The organism is Luteipulveratus halotolerans, from assembly GCF_001247745.1.
GTDB lineage: Bacteria > Actinomycetota > Actinomycetes > Actinomycetales > Dermatophilaceae > Luteipulveratus > Luteipulveratus halotolerans.
Genome location: NZ_LAIR01000002.1, coordinates 3,000,770 through 3,027,536 on the forward strand (window position 1 = coordinate 3,000,770; position 26,767 = coordinate 3,027,536).

26 protein-coding genes, 1 tRNA gene and 1 riboswitch are annotated in these 26,767 nt (G+C 70.2%); of the genes, 5 read left to right on the forward strand and 22 right to left on the reverse strand.

All coding sequences use genetic code 11. From position 1 onward, the window contains the following. Positions 1 to 21: 21 nt before the first annotated feature. Positions 22 to 432 carry a RidA family protein gene (locus VV01_RS15105; RefSeq protein WP_050670597.1) on the reverse strand — a complete coding sequence of 137 codons (411 nt, stop codon included), beginning with the start codon at positions 430 to 432 and terminating at the stop codon, positions 22 to 24. A 73-nt stretch (positions 433 to 505) separates the two neighbouring features. Here VV01_RS15105 and VV01_RS15110 point away from each other — a divergent pair, with 73 nt between their 5' ends. After that, the gene (locus VV01_RS15110; RefSeq protein ID WP_050670598.1) at positions 506 to 883 is read left to right on the forward strand and encodes a winged helix-turn-helix transcriptional regulator; all 378 of its coding nucleotides are present in this window, start codon (positions 506 to 508) and stop codon (positions 881 to 883) included. Between the two features lie 124 nt (positions 884 to 1,007). On the opposite strand, the gene VV01_RS22410 is transcribed toward VV01_RS15110, so the two are convergent. The 9 genes from VV01_RS22410 to VV01_RS15150 all read right to left on the reverse strand — a co-directional run bounded on the left by VV01_RS22410 (position 1,008) and on the right by VV01_RS15150 (position 9,065). Next, positions 1,008 to 1,745, reverse strand: a complete 738-nt coding sequence (locus tag VV01_RS22410; RefSeq protein ID WP_071606404.1) for an ABC transporter ATP-binding protein — start codon at positions 1,743 to 1,745, stop codon at positions 1,008 to 1,010. Continuing rightward, positions 1,742 to 1,996, reverse strand: coding sequence for a hypothetical protein (locus tag VV01_RS15115; RefSeq protein ID WP_331456452.1), 255 nt, complete (start codon positions 1,994 to 1,996; stop codon positions 1,742 to 1,744). Before VV01_RS15115 ends, VV01_RS22410 begins: the two co-directional genes overlap by 4 nt. A gap of 44 nt (positions 1,997 to 2,040) precedes the next feature. After that, positions 2,041 to 2,916, reverse strand: a complete 876-nt coding sequence (locus VV01_RS15120; RefSeq protein WP_050670599.1) for an HTTM domain-containing protein — start codon at positions 2,914 to 2,916, stop codon at positions 2,041 to 2,043. Then, the gene (locus VV01_RS15125) at positions 2,913 to 3,365 is read right to left on the reverse strand and encodes a hypothetical protein (protein ID WP_157508867.1); all 453 of its coding nucleotides are present in this window, start codon (positions 3,363 to 3,365) and stop codon (positions 2,913 to 2,915) included. The genes VV01_RS15120 and VV01_RS15125 overlap by 4 nt, the downstream gene beginning before the upstream one ends. Before the next feature lie 98 nt (positions 3,366 to 3,463). Further along, a complete protein-coding gene (locus VV01_RS15130) occupies positions 3,464 to 4,249 on the reverse strand; it encodes an NAD(P)-dependent oxidoreductase (RefSeq protein WP_050670601.1) in 786 nt (261 codons plus the stop codon). Between the two features lie 41 nt (positions 4,250 to 4,290). Beyond that, positions 4,291 to 5,367, reverse strand: a complete 1,077-nt coding sequence (locus tag VV01_RS15135) for a threonine aldolase family protein (protein ID WP_231635247.1) — start codon at positions 5,365 to 5,367, stop codon at positions 4,291 to 4,293. A gap of 31 nt (positions 5,368 to 5,398) precedes the next feature. Continuing rightward, on the reverse strand, positions 5,399 to 5,947 hold the full coding sequence (locus VV01_RS15140) for a DinB family protein (protein ID WP_050670602.1): 549 nt from the start codon (positions 5,945 to 5,947) through the stop codon (positions 5,399 to 5,401). Between the two features lie 41 nt (positions 5,948 to 5,988). Then, on the reverse strand, positions 5,989 to 6,684 hold the full coding sequence (locus tag VV01_RS15145; protein WP_050670603.1) for an SDR family NAD(P)-dependent oxidoreductase: 696 nt from the start codon (positions 6,682 to 6,684) through the stop codon (positions 5,989 to 5,991). Between the two features lie 254 nt (positions 6,685 to 6,938). Beyond that, positions 6,939 to 9,065 carry a DUF6421 family protein gene (locus tag VV01_RS15150; protein WP_050670604.1) on the reverse strand — a complete coding sequence of 709 codons (2,127 nt, stop codon included), beginning with the start codon at positions 9,063 to 9,065 and terminating at the stop codon, positions 6,939 to 6,941. 220 nt (positions 9,066 to 9,285) lie between these two features. On the opposite strand from VV01_RS15150, the gene VV01_RS15155 reads away from it, so the two are divergent. Both VV01_RS15155 and VV01_RS15160 read left to right on the forward strand, forming a co-directional pair. Next, positions 9,286 to 10,437 (forward strand): acyl-CoA dehydrogenase family protein, encoded by a 1,152-nt coding sequence (locus VV01_RS15155; protein ID WP_050670605.1) that lies wholly within the window; start codon positions 9,286 to 9,288, stop codon positions 10,435 to 10,437. A 14-nt stretch (positions 10,438 to 10,451) separates the two neighbouring features. Further along, the gene (locus tag VV01_RS15160) at positions 10,452 to 11,216 is read left to right on the forward strand and encodes an SDR family NAD(P)-dependent oxidoreductase (RefSeq protein WP_050670606.1); all 765 of its coding nucleotides are present in this window, start codon (positions 10,452 to 10,454) and stop codon (positions 11,214 to 11,216) included. A 4-nt stretch (positions 11,217 to 11,220) separates the two neighbouring features. Here the strand turns inward: VV01_RS15160 and VV01_RS15165 are convergent, their stop codons facing one another. The 8 genes from VV01_RS15165 to VV01_RS15200 form a co-directional block, all read right to left on the reverse strand. Then, entirely contained in the window at positions 11,221 to 11,778 is a 558-nt protein-coding gene (locus tag VV01_RS15165; RefSeq protein ID WP_050670607.1) for a hemerythrin domain-containing protein, read from the reverse strand. A gap of 477 nt (positions 11,779 to 12,255) precedes the next feature. Next, the gene (locus tag VV01_RS15170) at positions 12,256 to 12,759 is read right to left on the reverse strand and encodes a hypothetical protein (protein ID WP_050670608.1); all 504 of its coding nucleotides are present in this window, start codon (positions 12,757 to 12,759) and stop codon (positions 12,256 to 12,258) included. A gap of 67 nt (positions 12,760 to 12,826) precedes the next feature. Continuing rightward, positions 12,827 to 12,902 (reverse strand) — tRNA-Thr (locus tag VV01_RS15175). A gap of 205 nt (positions 12,903 to 13,107) precedes the next feature. Further along, a complete protein-coding gene (locus VV01_RS15180) occupies positions 13,108 to 13,746 on the reverse strand; it encodes a prepilin peptidase (RefSeq protein WP_197275054.1) in 639 nt (212 codons plus the stop codon). Between the two features lie 187 nt (positions 13,747 to 13,933). After that, complete coding sequence (locus VV01_RS15185; protein WP_331456453.1) at positions 13,934 to 14,605, reverse strand: transglycosylase family protein; 672 nt, start codon at positions 14,603 to 14,605, stop codon at positions 13,934 to 13,936. A 54-nt stretch (positions 14,606 to 14,659) separates the two neighbouring features. Further along, positions 14,660 to 14,837, reverse strand: a riboswitch (cyclic di-AMP (ydaO/yuaA leader). A 170-nt stretch (positions 14,838 to 15,007) separates the two neighbouring features. Then, positions 15,008 to 16,486: a threonine/serine exporter family protein gene (locus VV01_RS15190; protein WP_050670611.1), complete on the reverse strand. Its 1,479-nt coding sequence runs from the start codon at positions 16,484 to 16,486 to the stop codon at positions 15,008 to 15,010. A 3-nt stretch (positions 16,487 to 16,489) separates the two neighbouring features. After that, positions 16,490 to 18,520 carry a serine/threonine-protein kinase gene (locus tag VV01_RS15195; RefSeq protein WP_050670612.1) on the reverse strand — a complete coding sequence of 677 codons (2,031 nt, stop codon included), beginning with the start codon at positions 18,518 to 18,520 and terminating at the stop codon, positions 16,490 to 16,492. Between the two features lie 80 nt (positions 18,521 to 18,600). Further along, a complete protein-coding gene (locus tag VV01_RS15200) occupies positions 18,601 to 19,035 on the reverse strand; it encodes a CBS domain-containing protein (RefSeq protein WP_050670613.1) in 435 nt (144 codons plus the stop codon). A 121-nt stretch (positions 19,036 to 19,156) separates the two neighbouring features. On the opposite strand from VV01_RS15200, the gene VV01_RS15205 reads away from it, so the two are divergent. Both VV01_RS15205 and otsB read left to right on the forward strand, forming a co-directional pair. Further along, on the forward strand, positions 19,157 to 20,572 hold the full coding sequence (locus VV01_RS15205; protein WP_082221013.1) for an alpha,alpha-trehalose-phosphate synthase (UDP-forming): 1,416 nt from the start codon (positions 19,157 to 19,159) through the stop codon (positions 20,570 to 20,572). An 11-nt stretch (positions 20,573 to 20,583) separates the two neighbouring features. After that, entirely contained in the window at positions 20,584 to 21,360 is a 777-nt protein-coding gene (gene otsB, locus VV01_RS15210; RefSeq protein WP_050670615.1) for a trehalose-phosphatase, read from the forward strand. Between the two features lie 7 nt (positions 21,361 to 21,367). Here otsB and VV01_RS15215 read toward each other — a convergent pair whose 3' ends face one another. The 4 genes from VV01_RS15215 to VV01_RS15230 are packed head-to-tail and all read right to left on the reverse strand — an operon-like array spanning position 21,368 to position 26,725. Continuing rightward, complete coding sequence (locus VV01_RS15215) at positions 21,368 to 22,378, reverse strand: LacI family DNA-binding transcriptional regulator (RefSeq protein ID WP_050670616.1); 1,011 nt, start codon at positions 22,376 to 22,378, stop codon at positions 21,368 to 21,370. Then, a complete protein-coding gene (locus tag VV01_RS15220) occupies positions 22,378 to 24,231 on the reverse strand; it encodes a glycoside hydrolase family 13 protein (RefSeq protein WP_050670617.1) in 1,854 nt (617 codons plus the stop codon). The genes VV01_RS15215 and VV01_RS15220 overlap by 1 nt, the downstream gene beginning before the upstream one ends. Next, positions 24,228 to 25,139, reverse strand: coding sequence for a sugar ABC transporter permease (locus tag VV01_RS15225; RefSeq protein WP_050670618.1), 912 nt, complete (start codon positions 25,137 to 25,139; stop codon positions 24,228 to 24,230). Before VV01_RS15225 ends, VV01_RS15220 begins: the two co-directional genes overlap by 4 nt. Beyond that, on the reverse strand, positions 25,139 to 26,725 hold the full coding sequence (locus VV01_RS15230; RefSeq protein WP_082221014.1) for an ABC transporter permease subunit: 1,587 nt from the start codon (positions 26,723 to 26,725) through the stop codon (positions 25,139 to 25,141). The genes VV01_RS15225 and VV01_RS15230 overlap by 1 nt, the downstream gene beginning before the upstream one ends. Positions 26,726 to 26,767: the final 42 nt, after the last annotated feature.

Sequence of the window (26,767 nt, forward strand, 5' to 3'; positions counted from 1 at the left end):
TGTGCAGTCGGACAACACGGGCTAATCGAGAATCGCGGTGACTTCGAGCTCAACGAGAACGTCCGGCTCGAAGAGGTAGTCGACCCCGATCAGGGACGCGGGCGGCAAGGGCTGAGGCAGCTTCAGCTCCTCAGCGACCCGAGCGATCCCGTCCATGAAGGGTGCGATCTTCTCGGGCTCCCAATCGGTGACGTAGAAGGTCATCCGAAGCGCATCGTCGAAGGATGCACCCGCGCCTGCGAGCGCACGAGCTGTGTTGCGGAGAACCTCCGCGACCTGACCCGCGAGATCGTTGACCGCGATGGGCTTTCCTTCCTCACTACGGGCGACCTGGCCGCTGATATGCACGTGACGCGTGCCGGTGCCAATGGCGACGTGATCATACGGCGTTCCTGGCTGGAGACCGGCGGGACTGAAGCGTGTGACTGGCATAGAAGGTCCTCTTCGTTGGTGGCTTACTATTGATACTTGGTAGTTGAAGGACACTTCAAGGAGACCTGGTTTCATGGCCGATACCGACGCCGTACGCGAAAGCGAGCTGCGTATCGCGACGCCGCATCGCGAGCTGCTCGACCAGGTGCTCGACAAGTGGTCACTCAGCGTGCTGAACGAACTGTGCCAGCGACCCTGTCGGTTCAACGAGTTACGGCGAGCGATTCCGGGAGTGACGCAGAAGTCCCTCACGGCGACGTTGCGTCGGCTGGAGCGAAACGGCGTCGTGCAACGCCGAGTCATCAGCACGCGGCCGGTGGCCGTCGAGTACGGGATCACTGCCTTGGGTAAGACGTTGCGCGGGCCGATTGACGCGCTCGTCGCCTGGGCAGATGAGCAACTGCCGAACATTGAACGCGCACGCGTCGCCTTCGACGAAGACGAACAGTAGACGTCGGGACATCTTTCCCCTCGCGACCAAGCAAGGGCGCGGCTCAGTTCTCTGTCGGATGTTCAGGCTTTGCGCCTTCTCTGTCTCCCATGACGGCGTTCCAGCGAGCCCCAAGAGGAAGTCATCATCCGTACCTGACACCGTCTGCGTCCCATCTTCCCCGGGTACCTGTGAAGCGGGCAATCCATGCGGTCGCAGGATTTCGTGTCAGATCGGCGAGGCTTCCTCGCTGCGTGATGCGCCCTGCGTCAAGGACGATCACCTCGTCAGCGAGCACCTCGACGTCTTCACGGTCATGTGTGACGAGGATCGTCGGACCGGCGAACTGGCGGAGACGCAGACCGAGGTCGGCACGGGCGGCATCCCGGAACTCCACGTCCAGCGCCGCGAGCGGCTCGTCGAGGAGCAGTGCCTTCGGCTCGGATGCGAGGGCACGGGCTAGCGCTACACGCTGAGCTTGCCCGCCGGAGAGTGCACTGGGGTAACTCTCTGCCAGGTCCGCCATTCCGAAACGAGACAGCCAAGGGTCTGCGCTGCGCCGGGCGGCGGACCAACGCCCACCGCGGACTTTGGCTGAAAAGGCGACGTTCTCGCGCACCGTGAGGTGAGGAAAGAGGAGCAGGTCTTGAAACATGACGCCGATCCTTCGCTGGTCAGCAGGAAGACCGGCCAGATCCCTGTCCCCCAGTCGAATCGTGCCGTGGGACTCGGTGAAGCCGGCGATCGCCGCGATGGCGCTGGACTTTCCGGCACCGTTCGGTCCGACGACGGCGAGCACACTTCCGGGATCCGCTTTCAGCTCCACGACTACGTCGAAGGCGGGGCGTGGGATACGTGCGGAGACGGTGAGCTCGAAGGTCATGCGGTGCCTGGCAGCCATCGGTCGCGGAGTGCGAGGAGCACACCCAGTGATACCGCGAGCAGGACGAGTGCGAGGGCGATCGCGGTGTCGGGGTCCGAGTTCATCGCGAGGTACGAGGCGATCGGGAGTGTGCGCGTCACGCCGGGGAAGGAGCCGGCGAACGTGATGGTCGCGCCGAACTCGCCGAGCGCGCGGGCGAAGCACAGCACCGCGCCGGCGGCGATTCCAGGCGCGGTCAGCGGAACCGTCACGAGGCGGAAGATCTGCCACGGGCTGGCGCCCAGGGAGGCGGCGGCTAGTCGGCACTCCATGCACTGCCGGACAGACGGTTTTCGTCGAGGGAGAGGTGACGGCGGGCGGTGCGGATCCGTGATCGCAGGCCGGTGAGGCGTTCGAGGGGCAGGAACGCCAGCAGGCACACCACGGTCGGGATGAAGTGGATCGACAGCAGCAGATACGTCGAGACGTGGAAGCCGAGCCAGAAGACCACGACGGCGTACAGCGCCCGCCCGCGCAGCCAGAGCATCACCGGCGACAGCAGCTCGGCCACGAACACGATCCACTGGAACACGTAGGTCAGCCAGGGCAGGTCGACCAGCCAGTCCGACAGGAACGACCCGCGGCGCGTCAGCGCCCACACCAGCACCGCGGACGACGCCCAACCCCAGCCCGCATCAAGGACTTTCGCGATTGCGGCGAGGAAGTACGTCGCCACCACCGCCACCTGGATGATGCGCAGCGTCCAGCCCGCGGAGTCCGACGTACGCCGGTCGCTCGCCAGCGCGCGCCCCACCAGTGGCAGCACGCACAGGGCCACGACGAGCGCGAAGTGGTCGTGGTTGATCTTGGAGTAGGAGTAGGCGTTGCTCAGCCAGTCGAGCATGCCGGCGGCGCACACCCAGCCGGCGAGCCGCGGCAGCCGACCTGACATCGCGACCAGCGCGGAGGCGATGACCACGACCCGCAGCACCTGCACGTACGCCGGCGACGGCTGCGGCAGGTGGAGCAGCTCACGGAAGGGCAGCGGCTTGTAGAGCTCGGCGGGCACGTCACCGTGGCCGATCGGGAACGCCGTCAGCACCAGCACGTCGAGCAGCACCACGGCGTAGACGAACCGGCGTAGCCAGGCCACCCGTCCGAGCGGCACCTGTGGGAAGAACCAGCCGGTCATGGCCGCACCACCCAGCTCGCGAGGGTCGTCCGCTGCGTGCTGACGACCTTGGAGTCGCGCAGCGTGCTCACCGTGTCGACGAGGTGGACGCGGGTGAGTCGCGGCCGGTCGGGGGCGTACGACGCCCACATGTCGGCGATCGCCTGCAACCGGCGCGGCTCCGCCTCGATGCGGCTCGCCTGGCCCTCGATCTCGGCCCGCTCGAGCCCGATGCCGCCGCCACCGAGCGGGACCTCGACGTGCGCGCCGGCCGTGTCGTCGGCCTCGATGCCCAGCGAGTGGATCTGGCCGTTCGGGTCGACCTTGAACGCGAACTGCGTCATCGGCGCGAACGGCCACGAGCGGTCGTTCTCGCCGAACGTGCCCGCAGTGACTCCGCCCGCGACGAGCAGCAGCACGGCCACCCGCCACGCCCTGCCGACCCGGGACAGCCCCGTCTCCCCCGTCATCCGCGCCCCTTCGTCCGTTGTCGCGCCGGGCACACGGTACGCCGGTCGCCGGGCTCACCGGTCGCCCAGCGGTCGGCGCCCGGCGGTTCGGAAGGCGATCAGTGCCGTGGGCGCGGGTAGTGGGCGTAGGTCTGCGCCGCGGCACGGTGGAATCCGTCGGGCAGGCCGGTCTCGCGCATCGCCATCGCGATCTCGTCCATCTCACCGACCCAGCGCCATCCCTTGGTCGCCGCCGAGCGCTCGGCGGACACGACCTGGTCGCCGAGCTGAGGCAGCGAGTGCGCCCACTCGGCGAGCAGGTCGTCCTCGACGCCTTCGGCGCGGGCGAGCTCACGAGCGGTCAGCAGCAGCGCACCGGCGCCCTTGGTCCAGGCGGCGTACGCCATCTTCAGGGCCGAGGCCGACCCGATACCGCCCTCGACCACTCGCGCCTCGAGAGCGGTCCCGGCGAACAGCTCGGCCACGAGCCCGCTCCCGTCCCCGGACAGGTAGATGCGGGTGCCGCCGCCGTTGACGGGCGGTGACCCGATGAGGGCACCGTCGACGAACCGCGCGTGGGGTACGGCCGCCGCGACCCGGCGTACGGTGCCGGGCGACACGGCGTTGGCGTCGACGTAGATGCCGGTGAACGCCGCCGCCTGGGTCGCGGTCTCGAACGCCGCGTGCGGTGGGCACACCGACACCACGACGTGAGCGTGCTCGACGAGCGCTGCGACCGTGCCGAGGTCGACCAGACCAGCCTCGTCGGCCCTGGCCCGAGTCGCCTCGCTCCGGCCCGCGGAGGCCCACACGACCTCGACGCCGCCGCGCACGAGTGCGGCCCCCACCGCCGCGCCCATCGCCCCGGGGTGGAGGAGCCCGACCGTGAGGGGTGCCGCGTCCACGCCACCATCCTGCCCACCGACCGCGACGCGCGCGGGCGAACTCAGGGATTCTTGCGAGACCCGAGCTCAGATCGGATGGCCGCGACAAAGGCGTCGATGTCGGCCTCGGTGGTGTCGAAGCCGCACATCCAGCGCACCTCGCCGGCGGCCTCGTCCCAGAAGTAGAACGGGAACGTCTTCATCAGCCGCCGGGACACCTCGACGGGCAGCACCGGGAAGACCGAGTTCGCCTGCACCGGTCGCGCGATGGTCAGGCCCGGCAGGTCGCGTACGGCGTCGGCGAGCCGGCGGGCCATCGCGTTGGCGTGCCGGGCGTTGCGCAGGTAGAGGTCGTCGCTCAGCAGCGCGATCAGCTGGGCCGAGATGAACCGCATCTTGGACGCCAGCTGCATCGAGGTCTTGCGCAGGTACTTCGCACCGCGGACCGCGTCGGGGTTGAGGACGAGCACCGCCTCGCCGACCATCAGACCGTTCTTGGTGCCGCCGAACGAGAGGATGTCGACGCCGACGTCGGTGGTGAACGCACGGAACGGCAGCTCGAGGGTCGCGGCGGCGTTGGACAGGCGCGAGCCGTCGACGTGCAGGACCCAGTCGCGGTCGTGGGCGTAGTCGGCGATCGCCTTGATCTCGTCGGCGGTGTAGGCGGTGCCGAGCTCGGTGGTCTGGGTGATCGAGACGACCCGGGGCTGGGCGTAGTGCTCGTCGCCGGTCTTGTCCTGCGGGAGCGTGTCGAGCAGCGCGGGTGTGAGCTTGCCGTCCGGGGTGTCGACGGTGTGCAGCTTGAGACCGCCGACGTGCTCGGGCGCACCGCCCTCGTCGACGTTGATGTGAGCGGTCGAGGCGCACACCACGGCCTCCCAGCGAGCAGTCACCGACTGCAGCGCGATGACGTTGGCGCCCGTGCCGTTGAAGACGGGGTACGCCTCCGCGCGCTCGCCGAAGTGCTCGCGGAACACGCGCTGCAGCTCGGCGGTGTAGACGTCGTCGCCGTACGCGACCTGGTGGCCGCCGTTGGCCCGCACGATCGCCGCCAGCACCTCGGAGTGGATGCCGGAGTAGTTGTCGCTCGCGAAGCCGCGCCGGCTCGGGTCGTGCAGGGGGTTCAGCTCATCAGTCACGTGCTCGATGCTCTCAGTCTTGTCGGGTGGCTCACTGACCGGTGCGGCCGTCGATGACCTCACGCATGAGGTCGGCATGGCCGCAGTGACGGGCGTACTCCTCGATCATGTGCACGAGCACCTCGCGCAGCTCGATCGTGTCGTCGTCGCCGAGCGGCACGGTGAGGCCGAGGTCGGTCTGGCCCTCGACGTACGCCTCCGCCGCCGCGACCTCACGCTCCCAGCTCTCGCGGGCATCGGCCACGACCGCCGGGTCGGCGACCGCGCCGTTGAAGTCGAGGTCGTCGTCCTGCTCCGACCAGTAGATCCGGTCGACCTTCTGCTGCTGCAGGACGCGCACGAACCAGTTGTGCTCGACACGGGCCATGTGGCGCACCAGGCCGAGCAGCGACATCGTCGACGGTGGCACCGCTCGACGTGCGAGCTGCTCGGCGTCGAGGCCCGTGCACTTGATCTTGAGCGTGAGGCGGTAGTTCTTCAGGTAGTCGACGAGGGCGTCACGCTCGCCGTGGGTGGCCCGCATCTCGCGCGGGCCGGTCTCGCCGTCGGGCCACAGCCCGGTGAAATCGGTGTCGGTCATGCCCTCACCGTCGCGTTGATCCGCCTGAGCCGCAACGGGTTTCAGCGGATGTCGAGGACGGCACCGTTGAGCTCGCTCGCCGGTTTGCTCCAGAGCGCGACGAGCGCGTCGGCGACGTCGTCGACATGGCTGAAGCCCTTGAACTTGGCCTCGGGCTTGGCCTCACGCATCGCCGGCGTCAGCAACGCCATCACCCGTACGACGACCGCGGCCGCGTCGGAGTCCTTGAACGAGTCGGCGACCGCCTTGGTCCACACCTCAGTGGCGGCCTTCGCCGCGGCGTACGACGCGTTGGTGGCCGACGGCTTGTCGACCTGCACGCTCGACACGATCGCGAGGCGGCCCTGCGGCGAGGCCTTGATCGGGTCGTGCAGTGCACGCGAGGCGTGCTGCAGTGTGCGAATCAGGCTGTCGTGCAAGGCATCCCAGTCGCCGAGGTCGGACTCGACGATGCCCTTGCCTCCACGCCAGCCACCCACGAGGTGCAGCAGTCCGTCGACGCGGCCGTACTCGGAGGCAAGCTCGTGACCCCACGCGAGCGTGGCCGGCTCGTCGAGCAGGTCGACGACCGCGGTGACGACCCGGCCCGGCCCTTCGACGTCGGCAGCGGCGGCCTCCAGCTTGGCGGGGTCGACGTCCACGGCCACGACCGTGGCCCCGGCGGCGACCAGCCGGCGTACGACGGGCGGACCCGCCGCACCCGCGGCCCCGGTCACGACGACGACCAGACCCGACATCCCGCCGGTCGTCCCGCCGGTGGAGTCCGACGTCCCGCCGGTCGAGTAGGACGGAGCGCTAGCGGAGTCCGTATCGAGACCCGGTGCCTGCGAGGGAGACTCGGCGTCCGCGGCTACGGAGGTCTCGATACGGCTCGCCCTGGGGGGCTCGCCTACTCGACCGGCGGAATCGGGCTCGCCTACTCGACCGGCGGAATCGGGCTCGCCTACTCGACCAGCGGAACCGGGCTCTCCCGAAGGTGTGGTGTCGTTGCTCATGCCGACTCCTTCTCACGCTCGGGGGTCGACGCGGTGATGCCGGACGTCGACGCGATCACGTCGGCCATCTTCTTACGGAGCGCCTCGTAGAACACGTTGAGGGGGAACTCGTCCGGCTGCACCAGGTCGGTCAGACCCTTGGGCGGGCCGTCGAGCGGCAGCGCCCGCGCGCCCTGGGCCCAGGTGGAGGCGGGGTGCGGGGCGACGTAGGAGGACACGAACTCGTACGACGCGAGCCAGTGACCGACGCGCGACCGGTCGATGCCGGAGCGGTAGAGCCGCTCGACGTCCTCGCAGAGCGCGACGACGACCTCGGGCACCCGGCGCCAGTCGAAGGACAGCTTGTTGTCGGTCCAGCGCAGGGCGTCGTTCTTGTGCAGGTAGGCGAACATCAGCTGGCCGCCGAGCCCGTCGTAGTTGCGCACCCGCTCACCGGTGATCGGGAAGCGGAACAGCCGGTCGAACAGGATCGCGTACTGGACGGACTTGGCGTACGCCTGGCCCTGCTTCTCGAGCTCGACCGCCTGGCGGAACGTGTTGAGGTCGCAGCGCAGCTCTTCGAGGGCGTACATCCAGAACGGCATCCGCTGCTTGATCATGAACGGGTCGAACGGCAGGTCACCGTGGCTGTGCGTCCGGTCGTGGATGAGGTCCCACATCGCGAACGTCGACTGCGCGAGCTCTTGTGAGGCGACGAGGCGCTCGGCGTCGGGCGGCAGCTGCAGGCTGAGCAGCTCGGCCGCCGACGAGACGACGCGACGGAAGCGCGCGCCCTCTCGGTCGCAGAAGATCGCGCCCCAGCTGAACTTCGGGACCTCGCGCACCGCAACGGTCTCGGGGAAGAGCACGGCCGAGTTGGTGTCGTAGCCCGGGGTGAAGTCGATGAAGTTGACCGCAAGGAACATCGGGTTGTCGTAGGTCTCCTCGACCTTGGCCAGCCAGTCGGGCCACTGCACCGAGATCAGCAGCGCCTCGAACACGCGGTCGAGGTTGCCGTTCTGGGTGTACATCGGGAAGACGACGAGGTGCTCGATCCCGTCCTCGCGACACAGGTCGGGCCGGAACGCCATGAGCGAGTCGAGGAAGTCGGGCTTGGCGAACCCACCCGCAACCCAGCGGTCGAGGTCGACCGGCAGCGCCTCCAGGTAGGCGGCGTCGTGCGCGAATCGCGATGCCAGCGCTGCGATCTCGACCTTCATCGACTCGACCAGGGCCGTAGCGCGCGGGTGGCGCTCGGCATCCGGGATCGAGCCGTCCTTGGCCTGCATGAGCCGCAGCTCCTCGACGGCGGCCTTGAGGCGCAGCCACTCCGGAAGCGATGCGGACTCGCTGCTGCGCGCGGGCGCGGCGGCCGTCGTACGCATGCCGCCGGAGGCCCAGGTGACGACGTTGGTCCACAGCCGGGCGTTGTCGAGCTCGTCGATGGAGTCGTCGCCGACGAGGTCGGAGTCGGCGAGTACGACGACGCGACCGGAGCCGAATCGCGTTGCGACGGCGAGGGGTTGGCCGGCCGGGTACGCCGTCGGGCTGGTCCGCGCGAGCACGAGCGCGTCGGGAGCCGAGGTGGTGTCGATGACCCCGGCGCGGTAGAAGCACATCTCGTCGACGCCCGCGAGCAGACCCTGGCCGAGGCCCGCACCGGGCTGGCCGAGCACCCACGTGGCGTTGCTCTGGTGGCGACGACCGCCGTCGGCCGACTCGTGCACCAGCGTGCTCGTGACGCGCAGCCCGAAGCGCGCAAGCAGGTCGTTGACGTTGTTGCCGTAGGTGTCCTGGTCGCACTCGGCGAGCACCACGAGCCCGCCGCCGTCGCGCACGTACGCCTCGATCGCCTCGATCTCGTCGGCGCCGAGCACCGGTGGCAGGTCGCCCATCACACGCTCGGAACGCGCCTCGGCCGGGTGAGCGATGACCAGCACGTCGTGCTCGGCGAGCGCGTCGGCGTCGAGCGGGCCGCGCGAGTGGGCGTGCACCTGCAGGCCGCGCGCGGCGAGCACCTCGCCCGCACGAGCCAGGCTCGCGTCGGCCGGGTTGGCGGGGTTCATCGTCGCCGCGACCTCGCGGCTGAGCGACCACGCACTGCTGTGCGCCTGCTCGACCAGCACCTTCGGGAACACGCTCACCAGAACACCTACCTCGCACGGGATTTTTTACTGCCACAACCAGCGTAAGCCGGAGATTATTCGTCCAGCAAGCCGGTCTGCACCGATTCCAGGAATCCCTGTGACGGCGACCACTGTCGCGCTCTGGCGCCCTTCGCTACGGCCGGACGCTTGCTCCTCCGTCGCTGCGCGCCCAACCTTCGCTGCGGTCACCTTCGCCGCTCCGCTTACCCTCATCCGCATGTCCGTGTCACGCCTCCTCCCCACTCCGGAGTCCGAGGACCTGATCGAGCTCACCCGCGATCTCGCCCGCGGCGTCCTCGCACCCCGCGTCGACGAGGCCGAGCGCGCCGGTGAGATGCCGCGCGACGTCTATCGCACCCTCGGCGAGGCGGGCCTGCTCTCGCTCCCCTACCCCGAGGAGTACGGCGGTGGCGGGCAGCCGTACGAGGTCTACCTCCAGGTGGTCGAGGAGATCGCCTCCGCCTGGATGTCCGTGGCTGTCGGCACGTCCGTGCACTCGCTGACCTGCTATCCGCTGGCGTCGTTCGGCACCGAGGAGCAGCGCAAGGAGTTCCTGCCGGACATGCTCAGCGGCCGCCTGCTCGGCGCGTACGGCCTGTCCGAGCCGATGGCCGGCTCCGACGTCTCGGCCATCTCGACCCGGGCGCGCCGCACCGACGACGGGTCGTCGTACGTCGTGCGCGGCCGCAAGGCGTGGATCTCCAACGCCGGCCATGCCGACTTCTACACGACGTTCGTCCGTACGAGCGATCATCCGTCGCGCGGTCTGTCCTGTCTGCTGATCCCGGCCGACGTCGAGGGCATCTCGTTCGGGGCGCCCGAGCGCAAGATGGGCCTGGCGAGCGACCCGGTGCGCGAGGTCATCCTCGACGACGCCGTGGTCGACTCGGGCCGACTCATCGGCGAGGAGGGCCAAGGCATGAAGATCGCCCTGTCGGCTCTCGACTCCGGCAGGCTCGGAATCGCAGCAGCCGCAACCGGACTCGGCCAGGCAGCGCTCGACCTCGCGATCTCGTACGCCAAGGAACGCCATCAGTTCGGCCGGCCGATCGCCGACAACCAGGGGCTCGCGTTCATGCTCGCCGACATGGCGACCGCCGTCTCGTCGGGCCGCACCGCCTACCTGTACGCAGCCCGCCTGCGCGACGCCGGCAAGCCGTTCACGCGTGAGGCCGCGATCGCCAAGCTCACGGCCACCGATGCCGCGATGAAGGTGACGACCGACGCCGTACAGGTGCTCGGCGGCGCCGGCTACACCCAGGACTTCCCGGCCGAGCGGATGATGCGCGACGCCAAGGTCACGCAGATCTTCGAAGGCACCAACCAGATCCAGCGCCTGGTCATCTCACGCCAGCTGCTTCAGGACTAGAGAGGCGAATTTCCTTGCAGATCAACGACTCCACCGTCGCACTCGTCACCGGCGGAGGCTCCGGCCTCGGCGAGGCCACCGCCCGCCGTCTCGCCGCCGACGGTGCGGCCGTCGTCATCGCCGACCTCGAGCAGTCCAAGGGCGCCGAGGTCGCCGCATCGCTCGGTGACCGTGCCCGCTTCGTCGCCACCGACGTCCGCGACGAGGCCCAGGTGCAGGCTGCGGTCGACGCCGCCGGTGAGCTCGGCGAGCTGCGCGTCGTCGTCAACTGCGCCGGCGTCGGCACGCCCGGCCGCATCATCAGCAAGCGCGGCGTGCTCGGCCTCGACGACTACCGCACCGTCATCGAGATCAACCTGATCGGCACCTTCAACGTGCTGCGCCTGTCGGCCGCGGCGATGGTCGCGAACGAGCCCGTCGACGGAGACCGCGGTGTCGTGGTGATGACCGCCTCGGTGGCGGCGTTCGACGGCCAGATCGGCCAGGCGGCGTACGCGTCGTCCAAGGGCGGCGTCGTCGGTCTCACCCTGACCTCGGCGCGCGACCTCGCCGACAAGGGCGTGCGCGTCATGACCATCGCGCCGGGCACGTTCGAGACGCCGATGCTGGCGGGGCTGCCGAACGACGTGAAGTCGGTGCTCGAGGCGCAGGTGCCGCACCCGTCGCGGCTCGGCTCGCCCGACGAGTACGCCGCGCTGGTGGCCCACATCGTCGACAACGGCATGCTCAACGGTGAGGTCATCCGCCTCGACGGCGCGCTGCGGATGCCGCCCCGCTGAGCGACTAGTCCTTCTCCTCGCCCTCGTCGGGCAGCTTGCCCTCCCGCTCGGCGCGGGCGACGACCTTCGTGACGAACTCGATCGAGCCGCAGTCGGCGTCGAGCAGCTCGCTGCGACGGGCCAGCCACTGCTCACCGAGGTCACGACGCACCTTCTCGTCGACCTCGGTGCGCGCCGGGTTGAGGATCGTCTGCTCCTCCTCACCGATGTGGTGGTTGAGCGCCTCGGCGAGCTTCTCGACGGCGTCGTCGAACTTCTGGGTGTCGGTGCCCTTGCACTCCAGCAGGTGCAGCAGCGCCTGGTTGCCCTCGGCGTGCTCCTCCTCGCCGTGCTCGGCCTCGTGCTCGTCGATGGCGTCCTTGCGCTGCAGCTGCGGGTAGACCTTCTCCTCCTCGGCCTCGCCGTGGGCGATCAGGACGGCCGACAGGGCGGCTCGGGCGGCCTCACGGTCAGCCGTCGCGTCGCGCAGGTCGCGCAGCAGCGACTCGAAGAATCGGTGGTCGTCGAGGATCAGGTCGACGACGTCGCCCTGCGTGGGGCGGGGGATCGAGATCTCGCTCATGGTCACGGTCTACCGCGTGAGCTCGTGCCGGCCCCGCCGACACGCTGTGGCTCGCCCGATCGTGGGAGAGGGTTCGCACCTGCGGAGGTGTTCGGTGGCGTACGCCGACCGCCACCGTCGCACCCATGACGACGACACGACGTACTCAGACCCTCGGCATCCTGCTCGCGGTGTGGAGCTTCGGCTTCGCCTGCGTCCACATGGCGTGGGCGGCCGGCTGGCGCGGCGGCCTGCCCGACTCCTTCGACTCGATCTTCGAACGCCCCTGGTTCCTCGCGTACGACATCGTCGCCGGGCTGCTGATGTACGCCGCCGCGGCCGGTGCGCTGATGCTCGCTGTCGGACGGGTGACACCTCGGCTGCGGCGCGCCACCCTGATCTGCTCGGTGCTCGCGCTGCTGCGGGGTGCGCCGGCGGTGCTGTTCGACGTGATGGGCAGCGACTACCAGGTCGTGGGCTTCGGCGCCGACGTGTGGTTCACGGTGTCGGGTCTGGCCGGGCTGGCGCTGTGGCGTCGTACGGCCGCTGCATCGGCACCTGCCACCACCGAGCGTGCTGCGCACCCTGCGCTGTCGCGAGCGCACGCGCGACACGGAGCGTGATCTGCGCGGCGGTGGCGAGCAGCAGCGGTCCCATCGGCACCTCGAGCAGGAGCGCGGTCAGCAGGGACTCGTCCTGGTCGCCACTCGTCGCGGTCATCGCGTCGAACCATGCGTCGACCAGCAGCATCGTGCCGGCCACCGCTGCCGCGACGACCGTCATGAGTCGGCGTTTCCACGCCAGCAGCGCGGTGGCAGCGAGCGCGAGCGTCAGCACGATGTCGAAGCCGGTCCACGTCCACGCCCAGCGGCGCGCGACGTAGTGGTGCGGCAGCGCGAACGCCAGGTAGACCGTCCACGGCACGAGCAGCACCGACCCGATGGTGGCGAGCGGCAGGATCAACCGCCGGCGCCGGCGTACGGCTGAGTCGGTGACCGTCATTGTCTGGCTCCCACCGCCGGGGCGCGCCGATCGCGCACCACAGGAGGGAATCTAGCCCGGGTCGTGCTGGAGCCGGTGACAGGAGTCGAACCCGCGACATCTTCATTACAAGTGAAGCGCTCTACCAACTGAGCTACACCGGCGAGCAGCCACACCGAAGGGCGCGGCAGCCGCGACGATGCTACCTGGCGGGTACGCCGGTCGCCGACTTCTGTGGGCGCGGTCGACCGCGCACCGTCGTCGAGGGGTGGCTTCCTCGCCGACCGTGGCCCGCTCGCTGACGAGACACCTGCCAACCGCCGGGCCTTTCGACATCCGACGGGGGCGGACGGGCAGGAGGCGGGGTGCTCAACCAGCGCTGGTGGCGAGCACGGCCACCAGCGCGCCCACCAGCATCGACGGGCCGTACGCGAACCGCGCCGTCCGCGACGCACCCCGCGCCACGAGCACGACCGCCCACAGCCCGCCGATCACGAACCCGGCCCCGATCCCGAGCAGCGCCGTGAACAGGCCGAGCCACCCCAGCGCCAGCGCCAGCAGGACCGCGAGCTTGAGGTCGCCCAGGCCGAGCCCGCCCAGCACGAGCACCGCGAACACCACCAGCGCCACCACCGCCGACCACAGCCCGGTCGACATCCGGTGCCAGTCGCTCTCGAGTGCGGACGCGAGCACCAGCAGCCCCGCGACGACGGGGAGGCCGCCGAGGGTCAGCAGGTCCGGAAGCCGGTGCACCTGCAGGTCGACCGCGGCGAGCGCCACCCCGGCGCAGGCGAGCACCGCGAACGCCGGCCAGGCCGTCGTGAGCGCGAGCACCCGCAGCTTCCAGGCGAGGACCCCACACACGAGCGCGGACGCGGGCACGACCCACGCGTACGACGACGACGGCACCGGCTCGGACGGGAGCCGCCACGACCCGCGCCGGAGCCAGGCGAGCGTCGTACAGCCGAGGGCAGTGCCGACGCAGGCGGCGAGGAGGACGAGGAGCACGCGCACATGATGCCGTCGCGAGCGGTCGTCGCGCAGACGGCCTGTGGACGGCCCGGACGATCGTGCGAACCCCCACCTTCCGAGGCGGCGGAGAGGTGGGGGCCCGCACCATCACCGGGTCGACCGATGGGCGAGCACACGACGAAGGGTCGGCCGGAGAACGGTCCGGCCGGCCCTTCGAGGTGCGTCAGAGCACGTGCGAGTTGAGGTAACGCTGCAGCGCGGTGACCGTGCGCGAGTTCAGGTAGGAGGCGCCGTCACGCGAGATGCCGATCCTGGACTGCAGGGCGGCGACGGTCTTGGGACCGATCGAGCCGTCCTGGGTCACACCGACCTTGCGCTGCAGTGCGCGCTTGGTGATCGGGCCGAACGAGCCGTCCTGCGTGGTGCCGACCCACTTCTGCACGCCCTTGGTGGTGAGCGGGCCGAACGAGCCGTCGACCGCGAGCTCGCCGGTGGAGGTGGAGCCGCCACGCGAGGTGGTGCCGCCGCCGACCTGGACCGCCGCACCGTTGGTGCGGGTCAGACCCGCGCGCTTGGAGCAGACCGGCCACGCACCGGGGCCCTGGCTGGCCAGGGTGCGCTGAGCGATGCGGATCTGGTTGTCGCGCGAGGTGCGGTTGGCGGTCGACGCGTAGGCCTGGCCGCCGTAGGCCTTCCAGGTGGAGTACGAGAACTGCAGGCCGCCGTAGTAGCCGTTGCCGGTGTTGATCGACCAGTTGCCACCGGACTCGCACTCCGCGACGCGGTCCCACACGTTGTAGGGCGTCGCGGCCTTGGCCTCACCAGCGGTGGCGAGACCGGCACCGGCGACCGCAGCGGACGCCATAGCGACACCGAGCACGCGACGACCGGTCACAGGGCTCGAGGACTGCTTCTCAGAGGCGTGCTTGGGGGTATAGCGCACAGCTGATTCCTTCCTGACGAACGCCTGTGAGGTGAGCTGTCGGGTTCGGGCTGTCAGGTGCCCGGCCGGCGTACCGGCTTCACCCCAAGACGCCTGACTGCTGCGTCGTCGTACGTGGGTCCCCCACCCTCGTCCGTGCGCCCGGACCATCCGGGAGGTCGCGCCAGTGACGAGGTTCAGCGTTCGGGCGCGCGCACAAGGCCATATGCAGTTGTGTCCGGCGGCCCGGGATCGGGCTGCACTCGGCGGGAACATCGACCCGCACGGGCGAAACGTTACGAACGAAATCACACGTTGGCCAACATCTCCGCAAGCCCGGTGGACCCGCCCGAGATGCTGTATAAGGCCCTCGGATCAGCGTCGACGGGCCCGACGACGCTGCACGATCGGCCGGTCGAAACGGGCCGACATGACGTCGCCGAGCACGACTCCGGTGCTGATGGCGAGCGCCACGGCAGCGGCTCCGACCAGCGACGCGACACCGGTGCCGGGGTCGGCCACACCTTCGGCGCCGACCGCACTGCCGGCGATCGCCTCGTACATGCCTCGGAAGATCCGCAGTCCGGGCAGCAGGGGCGAGACGGCGGGTACGACGAGCACGAGCGCGGGTGCGCCGAGCCGCAGCGCGAGCATGCGCCCGACGATGCCGACGCCGACCGCGGCGATGGCGACCGCGGTCGTCGCGCCGACGTCGAGGCCGTGGCTCAGGCCGTAGTTGACCGCCGCGGCGCCCAGACCGAGCCCGGCGGTGGGCAGCAGCATGCGCGGTCGCGAACGCATCGTGACCGCACCCGAGAACGCACCGATCGCACCACCGATCAGAGCCAGCGCCAGGCCGGGGTTGGGGTTGGTCAGCTGGTCGAGCTTGAGGGAGTTGGGACTGCTCAGGTCGAGGTCGAACGCCGAGTCGATGCGCAGGCTGAGCTGCAGCCCGGCAGCCACGCCCACGATGATGCCGGCCGCGGCCAGGACGACTGTCAGCAAGCGCCCGGCTCCGGTGACCGGATAGCCCGTGACCGCGTCCTCGACCGCCGCCACCATCGTGCGGCTCGGCAGCAGCACCACGATGCCCGCCGCCACCGCGACGGCGAACCCGGTGCTCCTCATCTGGTAGTCGTCGGGGAGGTTCTGCGAGAGGTTGTACGCCGCCCACGCGAGCATCGTCGACACCGCACCGCCCGCAGCCGCGACGTAGAACGCCGGGAGGCCGCGTCGCGCGAGCCACCGGCCGAGCACGTCGATGAGGATCGACGAGATCACCGCGACGACGACGGCGACGCGCTGGCCGCCGAGCAGCATCGCGACACCGCCGGCCAGACCGCCGAACCCGAGCATGACCAGCCAGCGCGGGTAGAGCCGCGGTTCACGCTGGATCGCCTTGAGCTCCTCGAACGCTCGGTCGATGTCGAACTCGGTGCTGACGATGCGGTCGACGAACTGGTGGACGGCGGCGAGGCGGGCGAAGTCACGGGTGGAGGAGCGCACGACGCGCAGCAGCGTGACCGGCGTACCGGACGACGAGGGGCACTGGACGAGCAGTGACTGGTTGGTGATGTCGACCTCGAGCCGGCGCAGCCCGGCCGCGGCGGCGACCGCGACGACACTGGCCTCGACGTCACGGGTGCCGGCGCCGCAGCGCAGCAGCAGCTCGCCCACCCGCACGGCCAGGTCGAGGCTCTTGCGGGTCTCGGCCTCCTCCTCGGGGGCGAGGCTGACCCGCGGGTCGCGGTAGGGCGTCAGCCGCAGCGACTCCGAGATCGGCAGCGGCTCGGTGACGGGCTCACCGCGCAGCAGCCGCTCACGCGGCCGTCGACGGGGTCGTTCGTCACTCATGGGTCAGCCCTGGGACAGGTCCGGCAGCCAGTCGTTGAACGACCAGTCGGGCGCACCGGTGAGCGGCCACCAGCCGATCTCACCGCCGCTGCTGACCGACAGCGCCGCGCAGCCGAGGGCGATGACGACGGCGATGCCGACACCGATCTGGGTCATCGGCTGCGACGGGAAGGCGCCGCGCACCATGCTGCGCGAACCGCGCCGCATCGAGGTGCCACCCGGACCCCACCACAGCACCCAGGCCATCACGAGAGCGCCGACCGCCAGCGGCAGGCCACGGTCGAGGGCAGGGCTGTCGCCGTCGCGCATCGACAGGGCGAGCGCGGTCGTGACCGCGGCACAGCCTCCGACGAACAGGGGGACGAGCAGGGCGAACAGCGTCGCGAGCGCCGCTCTGAACAGGTGCCAGGGCGAGGAGATCGCGGCCATCAGCCCGTCGGTGCTGCGGCGTCCGCCTTCGTAGCGGCGCAGCACCATCGCGGTCATCGAGCGGTCGACGAGCCGCGCGGCCAGGCTCCACAGCACGAGCAGCGTGAACCCGAGGATCGGCAGGATCGCGCACAGCCCGACGGCGGCCGCGAGCAGGGCGGTGAGGGTCCAGCTGCGCGCCGGCTGCCCGATGCGCGGGTCGGAGCCCGGCGGCTGCCACTGGCTCGCCGGAGCCGGGCCGGGACCGGGTCCGGCCTGCCACCGCGCCGCCTGGCTCGAGGGCTGCGACGGCTGTACGCCGGTCGGCTGGGCGCCCGGGTACTGCCCGGTCTGCGGACCTGCGGCGTACGACGCGGGGCGCGCACCGGACGCGGGCGCCGGCGGCGGGGACGACACGGAGTAGGGCGTGGCTGCGGGCGCGACGGGCAGTACGCCGGTCGGGTCGGGCTGGCGCACCGGCGTCACCTGCGTGGCGTCGGCGCGAGGCGTCTGCTGCGTCTGCGGGTGGGCCGATCGCTGGTGGATCGGCTCGGTCGCGGGACGGGCGTAGCGGCGGGCCGACTCGTCGTCGGCGACGTGGCCACCGGCGTACGCACCCGCGGCGGCACCTGCTGCGGCAGCACCGGCGGCACCGACGCCGGCCGCTCCGGCCGCACCACCGGGCGGCGTGACCGGGATGCCGGTCGTGTGGCCGCCGGCGGCGTACTCCTCCATCTCGGCGAGCACGCGCTCGGCGGTGGGGCGGTGCTCGGGCACCGGCGACAGCGCGCTCTCGAGCAAGGGGCGCAGACGCTCGTCGACACCAGACAGATCGGCCTGGCCGCGGGTGACACGGTCGAGCACGACCGGCATCGGGCCGCGCCCGAACGGCGCCTGCCCCGACGCCGCGAACGCGAGGGTCGCCGCCCAGCCCCACCAGTCGGTCGACTCGGTGACCGGCGCGCCCTCGACGACCTCGGGAGACAGGTAGCCCGGCGTACCCATGACCAGGCCGGTCATCGTGAGCCGGACGTCGTCGGCGACGTGCGCGATGCCGAAGTCGATGAGCACCGGGTCGTCGCCGACCATCAGCACGTTGCCGGGCTTGAGGTCGCGGTGGACGATGCCCTCGGCGTGGATCTCGCGCAGCGCGCCGGCGAGCCCGCGGCCGAGCGTGACCAGCTGCTGCGGACCGAGCGGACCGCGCTCCTCGACCACGTCGTCGAGCGGCGGGCCTGGGACGTAGCGGGTCACGAGGTAGGGGCGGTCACCGTCGACGTCGGCGTCGAGCACCGGCGCGACCGACTCGTGCTGGACCCGCGCGAGCGTGCTGACCTCACGGCGTAGCCGGTCGCGCGCGTCGGCGTCGTGGGCGATGTGGGTGCGCAGGACCTTGATGGCGACCTCGGTGCCGTGCGCGTCGAGGGCCTTGTGGACGACGCCCATGCCGCCCTCGCCGAGCTTGGAGACCAGGCGGTAGGGGCCGAGCGTCTCGTACGCCGGCGGCAGCTCGGTGGTGTGGTCCTCCTGACCGCCGGGACCGTGCACACCACGCAGCAGGCCACCCCGTGGCAGACGGTGGGCAGCCGTCGCCGGGTCGCCTTCGGAGCGCGGATCAGCGGTCATGGGCTCCACGGTATGCGGTCGAGTCTGAACGTCTGCTCAGAGCGCGCCGAGAGCGCCGGCCTTTCGCGTCGCGCCGGCGATCAGCCCTGGATGTACGTCGTCAGCTGGTCGCGCTCCATCTGCAGCTCGTCGATGCGGTGCTTGACGATGTCGCCGATGCTGACGATGCCGGCGAGCTGTCCGTCGACGAGCACCGGGACGTGCCGGATACGCCGATCGGTGACCTCTCGAGCGACCGCTTCGATCTCCTCGTCCGGCGCGCAGGTGTGCACGTCGGCGGTCATGATCTGCGAGACGGGCGTCGCGAAGAACCCCTGCCCGGCGCCCTGCAGCGCGCGGACGACGTCACGCTCGCTGACGATCCCCGTCACGACTCCCGCGTCGGGGTCGTCGGACACCACGACAGCGCCGATGCGGTGCTCGGCCAGCAGCGCGACGAGGTCCTGGATCGTCGCGTCGCTGCAGATCGTGACGACCGACTGACCCTTGTGGCGGATGACATCACTGATGCGCATGTCTGAATGTAACGCCGGTCACACGCCGTCGTCACCGCCCTGACGCGAGCGGTCAGGCGACGCACAGGCCGTCCAGGCCCGCCGGATAGGCTCCGAAGCACGTGAAGGCGAAGGGGTTGAAGTGAGCTCAGCACACACGTACGACTTCGTGATCGCTGCGAACAGGCTGCCCGTCGACCGGGTGGTCACCACCGACGGCTCGGTCGAGTGGCAGCGCAGCCCCGGTGGCCTGGTGACCGCGATGGAGTCGGTCATGCGCGGTCGCGACGCCGCATGGGTCGGCTGGTCCGGCCAGGCCGACGAGGCGCCCGAGCCGTTCAAGGACGACAACCTCCTGCTCGTGCCTGTCGAGCTCAGCGCCGACGAGGTCACCTCCTACTACGAAGGCCAGAGCAACGACAGCCTGTGGCCGATCTACCACGACGTGATCGTGCCGGCGACGTTCCGACGCAGCTGGGCGGCGGCGTACGAGAAGGTCAACCGACGCTTCGCCCAACGGGTCGCCGACGTCGCCGCCGAGGGCGCGACCGTCTGGATCCACGACTACCAGCTGCAGCTCGTCCCGCGGATGCTGCGCGTGCTGCGGCCGGACGTCCGCATCGGCTGGTTCAACCACATCCCGTTCCCGCCGGTCGAGCTGTTCGCTCAGCTGCCGGTGCGTCACTCCCTGCTCATGGGCCTGCTCGGGGCCGACTTCCTGGGCTTCCAGCGGCCGGCCGACGCCGAGAACTTCCTGCGCGCCTGCCGCCGGCTGCTGATGGCCAAGACCAAGGGCGACGTCGTCGAGGTGCCCGACAGCGACCGGCGCGTCCGTGCGGCCGCCGTGCCGATCTCGATCGACGCGGCCGACCTGGCAGCCCTCGCCGAGTCCGAGCCGGTCAAGGCCCGCGCCGCCGAGATCCGCGAACAGCTCGGCAACCCCCGCACGATCCTGCTCGGCGTCGACCGCCTCGACTACACCAAGGGCATCCGCCACCGGCTCAAGGCGTTCGACGAGCTGCTGCGCGACGGTCGCCTCGACCCGACGGACACGATGCTCGTGCAGGTCGCGTCGCCGAGCCGTGAGCGGGTCGACGCCTACCGCGAGCTGCGCCACCAGGTCGAGCGCACCGTCGGCAACATCAACGGCGCCTACTCCCCCATCGGCTCGACGGCCGTCACCTACATGCACCGTTCGTTCCCGCGCGAGGAGATGGCCGCGCTCTACCGCGCCGCCGACGTCATGCTCGTCACCCCGCTGCGCGACGGCATGAACCTCGTCGCCAAGGAGTACGTCACCTGTCACGACGGCCCGGGCGCGCTCGTCCTGAGCGAGTTCACCGGGGCCGCCGGCGAGCTCAAGCAGGCGTTCCGGTGCAACCCGCACGACATCGAGGCGCTCAAGAACACCATCCTCACCGCCATCGACACACCCGCCGACGAACGGTCACGACGGATGCGCGCGCTGCGCAAGCAGGTCGCCAAGAACGACGTGCAGGCGTGGGCGACCAAGTACCTCGACGCCCTGCGCCTCGCGCCCGAGAAGCCCACCGCCTGACGGGAGTCGTCATGTCCGCCCTGCCTCCTGCACTCGTCACCGCACTGGACCGACTGGTCGCACGGTCCAAGGTGGTCATCGCCTCCGACTTCGACGGCGTCCTCGCACCCCTGGTCGACGACCCGATGACCTCGCGCCCCCTGCCCGGCTCCATCGACACGCTCGTGTCGCTGGCAGAGCTGCCGGGCGTGACCGCTGCGATCGTGTCGGGGCGCGACCTGGCGACCCTGCGCCTGCTCGCCGAGCTGCCCGATGACTCACCCGTCGTCCTGATCGGTTCGCACGGCGCCGAGACCAGCGTCGACCTCGACCTCGGCGACCAGATGGACGACGCCGCTCGGCACAGGCTCGTCGGCGCCGCCTCCGAGCTGCACGAGATCGCGGCCGGTCACCCCGACGTGCGCATCGAGCACAAGCCCGTCGGCGTCGTCCTGCACACCCGCGGCGTCGAAGCGGCCCAGGCCGAGTCCGCCACGGCCGCCGCCCTGCGCATCCCCGACTCCGACCCCGGCATCCACGCGATGCGCGGCAAGGACGTCGTCGAGCTGAGCGTCGTCGCCGTGTCCAAAGGCGTTGCGCTGCAAGCCCTTTCATCGATCACGGCCAGCGAAGCCACGCTCTACCTCGGCGACGACGTCACCGATGAGAAGGCCTTCGCGGTGCTCCAGCACCACAGCCATGTGACGGTCAAGGTCGGCGAGGGCCCGACCGCCGCCCAGCACCGCGTGGGCGACCCGGCGCAGGCCGTCGCCGTGCTGCGCGAGGTGCTCGAACGGCGTACCCGCTGAGCGACGGTCAGGTGCGTACGCGAGTGGTCGAGGCGCGTACGACGAGCTCAGGTGCGTACAACGCGTCACCTCTGGGCTGGGGCCGGCCGCCGATCTCGTCGACCAGCGCGCGCACGGCCGCCTCGCACATCGCGCCGACGTCCTGACGCACGGTCGTCAGCGGCGGGTCGGTGTAGCCCGAGATGAGCGCCCCGTCGTAGCCCACGACCGAGACGTCCTCCGGCACCCGCAGACCGGCCTGACGGACGGCGCGCACGACGCCGAGCGCCATGAGGTCCGAGCCGCAGACGATCGCCGTCGCGCCTCTGTCGAGCAGCGTCCGGGCCGCGAGGACACCGCCCTCGACGCTGAACCACGTCTCGGCCACGAGCTCGCTCGGATCGTCGACGCCGACCCGCTCGCGCATGATCCGGTCGAACGCCTCGACCTTGCGCACCACCGGCACGTAACGGTGCTGGCCGGTGGCCAGGCCGATCCGCTCGTGACCGAGCGAGACCAGGTGCGAGACGGCCAGGTCGACCGCGGCCGCCTCGTCGTTGGACAGCGACGGAGCGTCGATCTCGTCGCGGTGCCCGTTGACCAAGACCATCGGCAGCCCCCGGCTGCGCAGGGCCAGGTAGCGCTCGACGCCCACGTCGAGGTTGGCGTGCTGACCGCTCACGAAGATCACGCCGGCGACACCACGGGCGAGCAGCATGCCGAGGTAGTCGTCCTCGTGAACCCCGCCGGGCGCCTGGGTGCACAGCACCGCGGTGTAGCCGGAGCTCGCCAGGCTGGTCTGGATGGTCTGCGCGAAGACCGGGAAGATCGGGTTGGTCAGCTCCGGCACGATGAGGCCGACCATGCCGACCATCTGACGCTGCAGCGCGCTCGGCCGGTCGTAGCCGAGCACGTCGACCGAGGTGAGCACCGCCTCGCGCGTCGCCTGCGCGACACCCGGTCGGTCGTTGAGGACCCGGCTCACGGTCGCCTCGCTGACGCCGGCGTGCGCGGCCACCTCCGACAGCCGCATCCCCATCAGCTCACCCCGTCCTCGCCCCAGACCCAGATCGACACCTGTGGTCCGTCCGCAGCCATGATCACGTCAGAACCGTGACGCCGCAACGTCGTTCCGAGCACAGTGCGTGCGCGTGAGACGTCGGGCAGATGGTGCACCGGAGCGGTGACCGAGGCGGCCGCGCGCGTACACATCACGAGAACCGTCTGGCCGTCGAGCTCACGCAGGAACACCAGCGCGTCGTCGTCGGTGGCCACCCAGCGCATCCCTCCGCGGCTCAGGGCCGCGAGCTCGCGACGTGCGGCGATCAGCCTGCGGAAGGACTCGAATATCTCGTGGTCCCAACGAGACTCGTCCCACGGCATCGGGCGGCGCCCGTCCTCGCCGAACGTCCCTTCCATGCCGATCTCGTCGCCGTAGGTGATCATCGGGATGCCCGGCAGCGCCAGGAGCACACCGGCTGCGACGACGACGTACGCCGCGTCGTCGCCCACCAGCGTGCGCACTCGCGTCGTGTCGTGCGAGCCCACGAGCGTGAAGCTGTGCACGCGCGTACGCCACGGCACGATCGCCCCGAACTCGTCGATGGTCGCCGCCACAGCGTCACCGCCGAGGCGCGGCACGATGACCGGGGCACCGAGGAACTTCGGCGCAGAACCCTTGTCGCGCAACCAGGTCCACACCGGGCGGGTGAAACCCGAGTAGTTCATGACGCCGTGCCAGCCGTCACCGCGGGCGTCCTGGCTGTGGTCGTGGGTGTGCTCGCCGATGAGGAGGGCGTCGGGTCGCTCGTCGACCACCGTGGCCCGCATGTGGCGGGCGACGTCGTGGTTGACGTCCTGCGCTCCCCAGCGGCCGGTCATGTTGGCGACGTCGACCCGCCAACCGTCGAGCGCGTCGTCACCGGCCTCGGGGCGCAGCCACCGGCGTACGCCGCTGGTCGGGTCGTCGAAGAGCGCGCGCCGCAGACCCGGGTCGCTGTGGTCGAGCTTGGGCAGCGAGGGCACCCCGAGCCACGAGACGTAGTCGCCGCTCTCGTCGTAGAGGTAGTAGTCCCGTTGCGGCGCCTGCGGATCGGCCTGCGCAGCGACGAACCACTCGTGGGTGTCGCCTGTGTGGTTGGTCGTGAGGTCGCCGAGCAGTCGCAGGTCGCGCCGGTGGCACTCCGCAGCGAGCTCACGCAGCGCACGGTCGCCGCCGAGCAGCGGGTCGACCTGCTCGAACGACGACGCGTCGTAGCGGTGGTTGGACGCGCTCGGGAAGAACGGCGTGAGATAGAGCGTCGTCACCCCGAGCCGCTCCAGGTGGTCGAGGTGCTCACGGACGCCGTCGAGGTCACCGCCGTAGAGCTGGGTCGCGACGGTCGGCTCCTCGATGGCGACGGGGTCGTCCCACTCGGCGGGCACCGCCCACCCGGGTGCCTCGTCGGCGACCGGACCGCGGGCACTCGACCGGGCGAACCGGTCCGGGAACACCTGGTAGACAACGGAGTCCAGCGCCCAGGCGGGCGGGGCGTCGTAGGCCACCAGCCGGAAGTCGGCCGCGTCGGGCACATCGCGCTCGTGCAGCCCGGAGCCGTTGAGCCACGCATAGCCCGTCGGCCCGCCCTCGAGGACGAACCGGTACGACGTCACCGGGTTGTGGCAGACGACCTCGCCCTCCCACCACGACTCGCGCTCGTCGCTGGAAACCTGTGCCAGCGAACGGAACTCAGGCTCTGCGTCGGTGACCTGGCGGACGTGGAGCGCGCGAACGGCGTACTCGTGCGGGACGCGTACGCGGACGCGGACCCGCTCGTCGAGCGCCGGCGCGGACGTGGAGACGTACAGCGGCGACCCGTCGTGGTGTGGCAGGCCGAGACGATGACCGCTCACTTCACCGACCCGCTCGTCGCGCCGCTGATGAGCTGCTTCTGGAACGCGAGGTAGAGCAGGACCGTCGGCACCGACCCGAGCAGCGCACCGGCCGCGAACTGGCCGTAGAGGCGGTTGGCCTCGTTGCCGTAGTTCATGCCGTAGAGCCCGACCGCGAGGGTCTGCTGGTCACTGTCGACCAGGAAGATGCTCGCGAGCATGAACTCACCGAACAGCCCGACGAACGCGAGCATGAACACCGTGACCAGGATCGGCATCACCAGCCGCAGCGTCATCGTGAAGAAGATGCGCGCGTGCGAGGCACCGTCGACCAGGGCGGCCTCGTCGAGCTCGCGCGGGACGGTGTCGAAGTAGCCCTTGAGCAGCCAGATGTTGGAGCCCATCGCGCCGCCGAGGTAGGCGAGCATCAGGCCCATCGTGGTGTTGAGCCCGAACGGCGGGAGCACGTCACCGATGTGCGAGAAGGTCAGGTAGAGCGCGACGACGGCGAGCAGTCCCGGGAACAGCTGCAGCAGCAGGAGCGCGAGCAGACCAGGGCGGCGACCGCGAAAACGCAGGCGCGAGAACGCGTACGCCGCACACGCGCCGATGAACACCGTCGCCAGTGCGCCGCCGCCGGCGATGATGAGCGAGTTCTTGTACCAGGTCGTGAAGGGCCGCGACTCGTCGTTGAAGAGCCGGTCGAAGTTGTAGCCCGAGAACGACGTCGGCATCAGCTCGGTGGTCGACAGCGAACCGGTCTTGTTGAGCGCGGCCGACAGCAGGAACAGCACCGGGAACAGCGCCCACACGAGCACGATCACTCCGAGCAGGTGCCGCCACCAGGTGCGACCCGACCCGCGCGGCGGCTCACGGTCGACGACCTCGTCGGGCACCGCGACGGCGGTGGTCTGCGAGATGGCAGCCATCAGTTGACCTCCTCGAGGGCCTTCGTACGACGGAACGCCGGCACGCTGATCAGGGCGACGATCACGAAGATGAAGATCGAGACCATCGACGCCAGCCCGTAGTTGGGGTTGTTGCCGCTGAACGCGAGGCGGAACGCATAGGTGATGAGCAGGTCGGTCGACCCGATCGACGCGTCACCCTCGACGAACGGCCCGCCCTTGGTCATCAGGTAGATCAGCCCGAAGTTGTTGAAGTTGAACGCGAACGACGCGATCAGCAGCGGTCCGACCGCCACCATCAGCAGCGGCGAGATGATCGACCGGATGGTGCGCCATGGTGAGGCGCCGTCGACCTTGGCGGCCTCCAGCACGTCGTGCGGGATCGACTGCAGCGCACCAGTGCACACGATGAAGAAGTACGGGAAACCCAGCCACAGGTTGGTGATCAGGATGGCCGCCTTGGCCGCCCACGGGTTACCGAGCCAGTCGACGTGCAGGCCCGTGAGGTCGTTGACCAGGCCGAAGTCCTGGTTGAACATCGATGCCCACAGCAGCGCGGTCACGAAGCTCGGGATGGCGTACGGGAGGATGATCAGCGACCGGTAGATCCCTCGGCCGCGCATGCGAGAGTCGTTGAACAGCAACGCGATCAGCATGCCGAGCACAAACGTCGTCGCCACCGACAAGAACGCGAAGACGAGGTTCCAGGCGAAGATCTTGACGAATCCGTCGCGGATCGTGGAGTTGGTCGTGACCTCCTTCAGGTTGTCCAGGCCGACGTTCTCCTTCCACCCGACGGGCAGTGCCTCTCCCTGGCCGTCGCGCGGCACCCAGCGTGCGTCCTGTGCGACGTAGACCTTCTTGGTGGCCGTGTCGGTGAGGGTGCCCGCACCCTTGTCCCAGGTCAGGGTCGGCTTGCCCTCGAACGCCTCCGACAGGCCGACGGCCTTGATGCCGCCGCCGTCGTCGGTGGGCACGGCGAACGACCGCAGGTCCTGCCGGGCGTTGACCTGCCGCGGCATCAGGACGGTGAACCCCGGAGCCTGGGTGATGCGCCCGATCCCGTTGCGTACCAAGCCGTTCGGGTCGAGCGGCTCCAGCCCGGACGCTGTGCCGTCGTACGTCTTCTTGTCGGGTGCGGTCAGCAGGTAGTGCGGCTCACCCGTGGCGACCGGGTCACCCGCCTTCACCGCCACCGACAGCTGGTAACGCGGAGCGCCCTGCACCTCACGGACGGAGTAGGCGATGTTCTGCTCGGTGGCGTCCTGCTTGCTGATCAGGTGCCCGTCGCCGTAGTTGGTGAACGACGTCATCACGGTGTACGCGATCGGCCACACCTGCAGCCCGAGGCACAGCAGCATGCCGGGCAGGAGGTACTTCATCGGCACCGCACGCCGCGTGCCGTAGACCGCGAGCACCGCGATCGCGACCATCGCGACCAGGCTCACCGCGAACCAGTGGCCGTCGTCCGCGAGCTTCGTCGCGACGTAGAACGCGAGCGCGACAGCAGCCGCAATCGCCAGCCACTTCAACGCAATAGCCCAGATCGGGGTCTTCACCGGGCCGAGGCCGGTGGGCTCGACACGCTGCGCGGTCGGCGTACTCATGCACTACTCCGTGGGTGTCGCAGGTCAGCAGGGAGAGGTGGG

Bases quoted from the DNA above. Each gene is read 5' to 3' on its own strand.
- VV01_RS15140 (WP_050670602.1), bottom strand. From the start codon at position 5,947: ATGACCGACACCGATTTCACCGGGCTGTGGCCCGACGGCGAGACCGGC.
- VV01_RS15195 (WP_050670612.1), bottom strand. From the start codon at position 18,520: ATGACCGCTGATCCGCGCTCCGAAGGCGACCCGGCGACGGCTGCCCAC.
- VV01_RS15230 (WP_082221014.1), bottom strand. From the start codon at position 26,725: ATGAGTACGCCGACCGCGCAGCGTGTCGAGCCCACCGGCCTCGGCCCG.
- VV01_RS15200 (WP_050670613.1), bottom strand. From the start codon at position 19,035: ATGCGCATCAGTGATGTCATCCGCCACAAGGGTCAGTCGGTCGTCACG.
- VV01_RS15165 (WP_050670607.1), bottom strand. From the start codon at position 11,778: ATGAGCGAGATCTCGATCCCCCGCCCCACGCAGGGCGACGTCGTCGAC.
- VV01_RS15120 (WP_050670599.1), bottom strand. From the start codon at position 2,916: ATGACCGGCTGGTTCTTCCCACAGGTGCCGCTCGGACGGGTGGCCTGG.
- VV01_RS15225 (WP_050670618.1), bottom strand. From the start codon at position 25,139: ATGGCTGCCATCTCGCAGACCACCGCCGTCGCGGTGCCCGACGAGGTC.
- VV01_RS15155 (WP_050670605.1), top strand. From the start codon at position 9,286: ATGTCCGTGTCACGCCTCCTCCCCACTCCGGAGTCCGAGGACCTGATC.
- VV01_RS15190 (WP_050670611.1), bottom strand. From the start codon at position 16,486: ATGAGTGACGAACGACCCCGTCGACGGCCGCGTGAGCGGCTGCTGCGC.
- VV01_RS22410 (WP_071606404.1), bottom strand. From the start codon at position 1,745: ATGACCTTCGAGCTCACCGTCTCCGCACGTATCCCACGCCCCGCCTTC.
- VV01_RS15170 (WP_050670608.1), bottom strand. From the start codon at position 12,759: ATGACGGTCACCGACTCAGCCGTACGCCGGCGCCGGCGGTTGATCCTG.
- VV01_RS15110 (WP_050670598.1), top strand. From the start codon at position 506: ATGGCCGATACCGACGCCGTACGCGAAAGCGAGCTGCGTATCGCGACG.
- VV01_RS15145 (WP_050670603.1), bottom strand. From the start codon at position 6,684: ATGTCGGGTCTGGTCGTCGTCGTGACCGGGGCCGCGGGTGCGGCGGGT.
- VV01_RS15105 (WP_050670597.1), bottom strand. From the start codon at position 432: ATGCCAGTCACACGCTTCAGTCCCGCCGGTCTCCAGCCAGGAACGCCG.
- otsB (WP_050670615.1), top strand. From the start codon at position 20,584: ATGTCCGCCCTGCCTCCTGCACTCGTCACCGCACTGGACCGACTGGTC.
- VV01_RS15125 (WP_157508867.1), bottom strand. From the start codon at position 3,365: ATGACGGGGGAGACGGGGCTGTCCCGGGTCGGCAGGGCGTGGCGGGTG.
- VV01_RS15215 (WP_050670616.1), bottom strand. From the start codon at position 22,378: ATGGGGATGCGGCTGTCGGAGGTGGCCGCGCACGCCGGCGTCAGCGAG.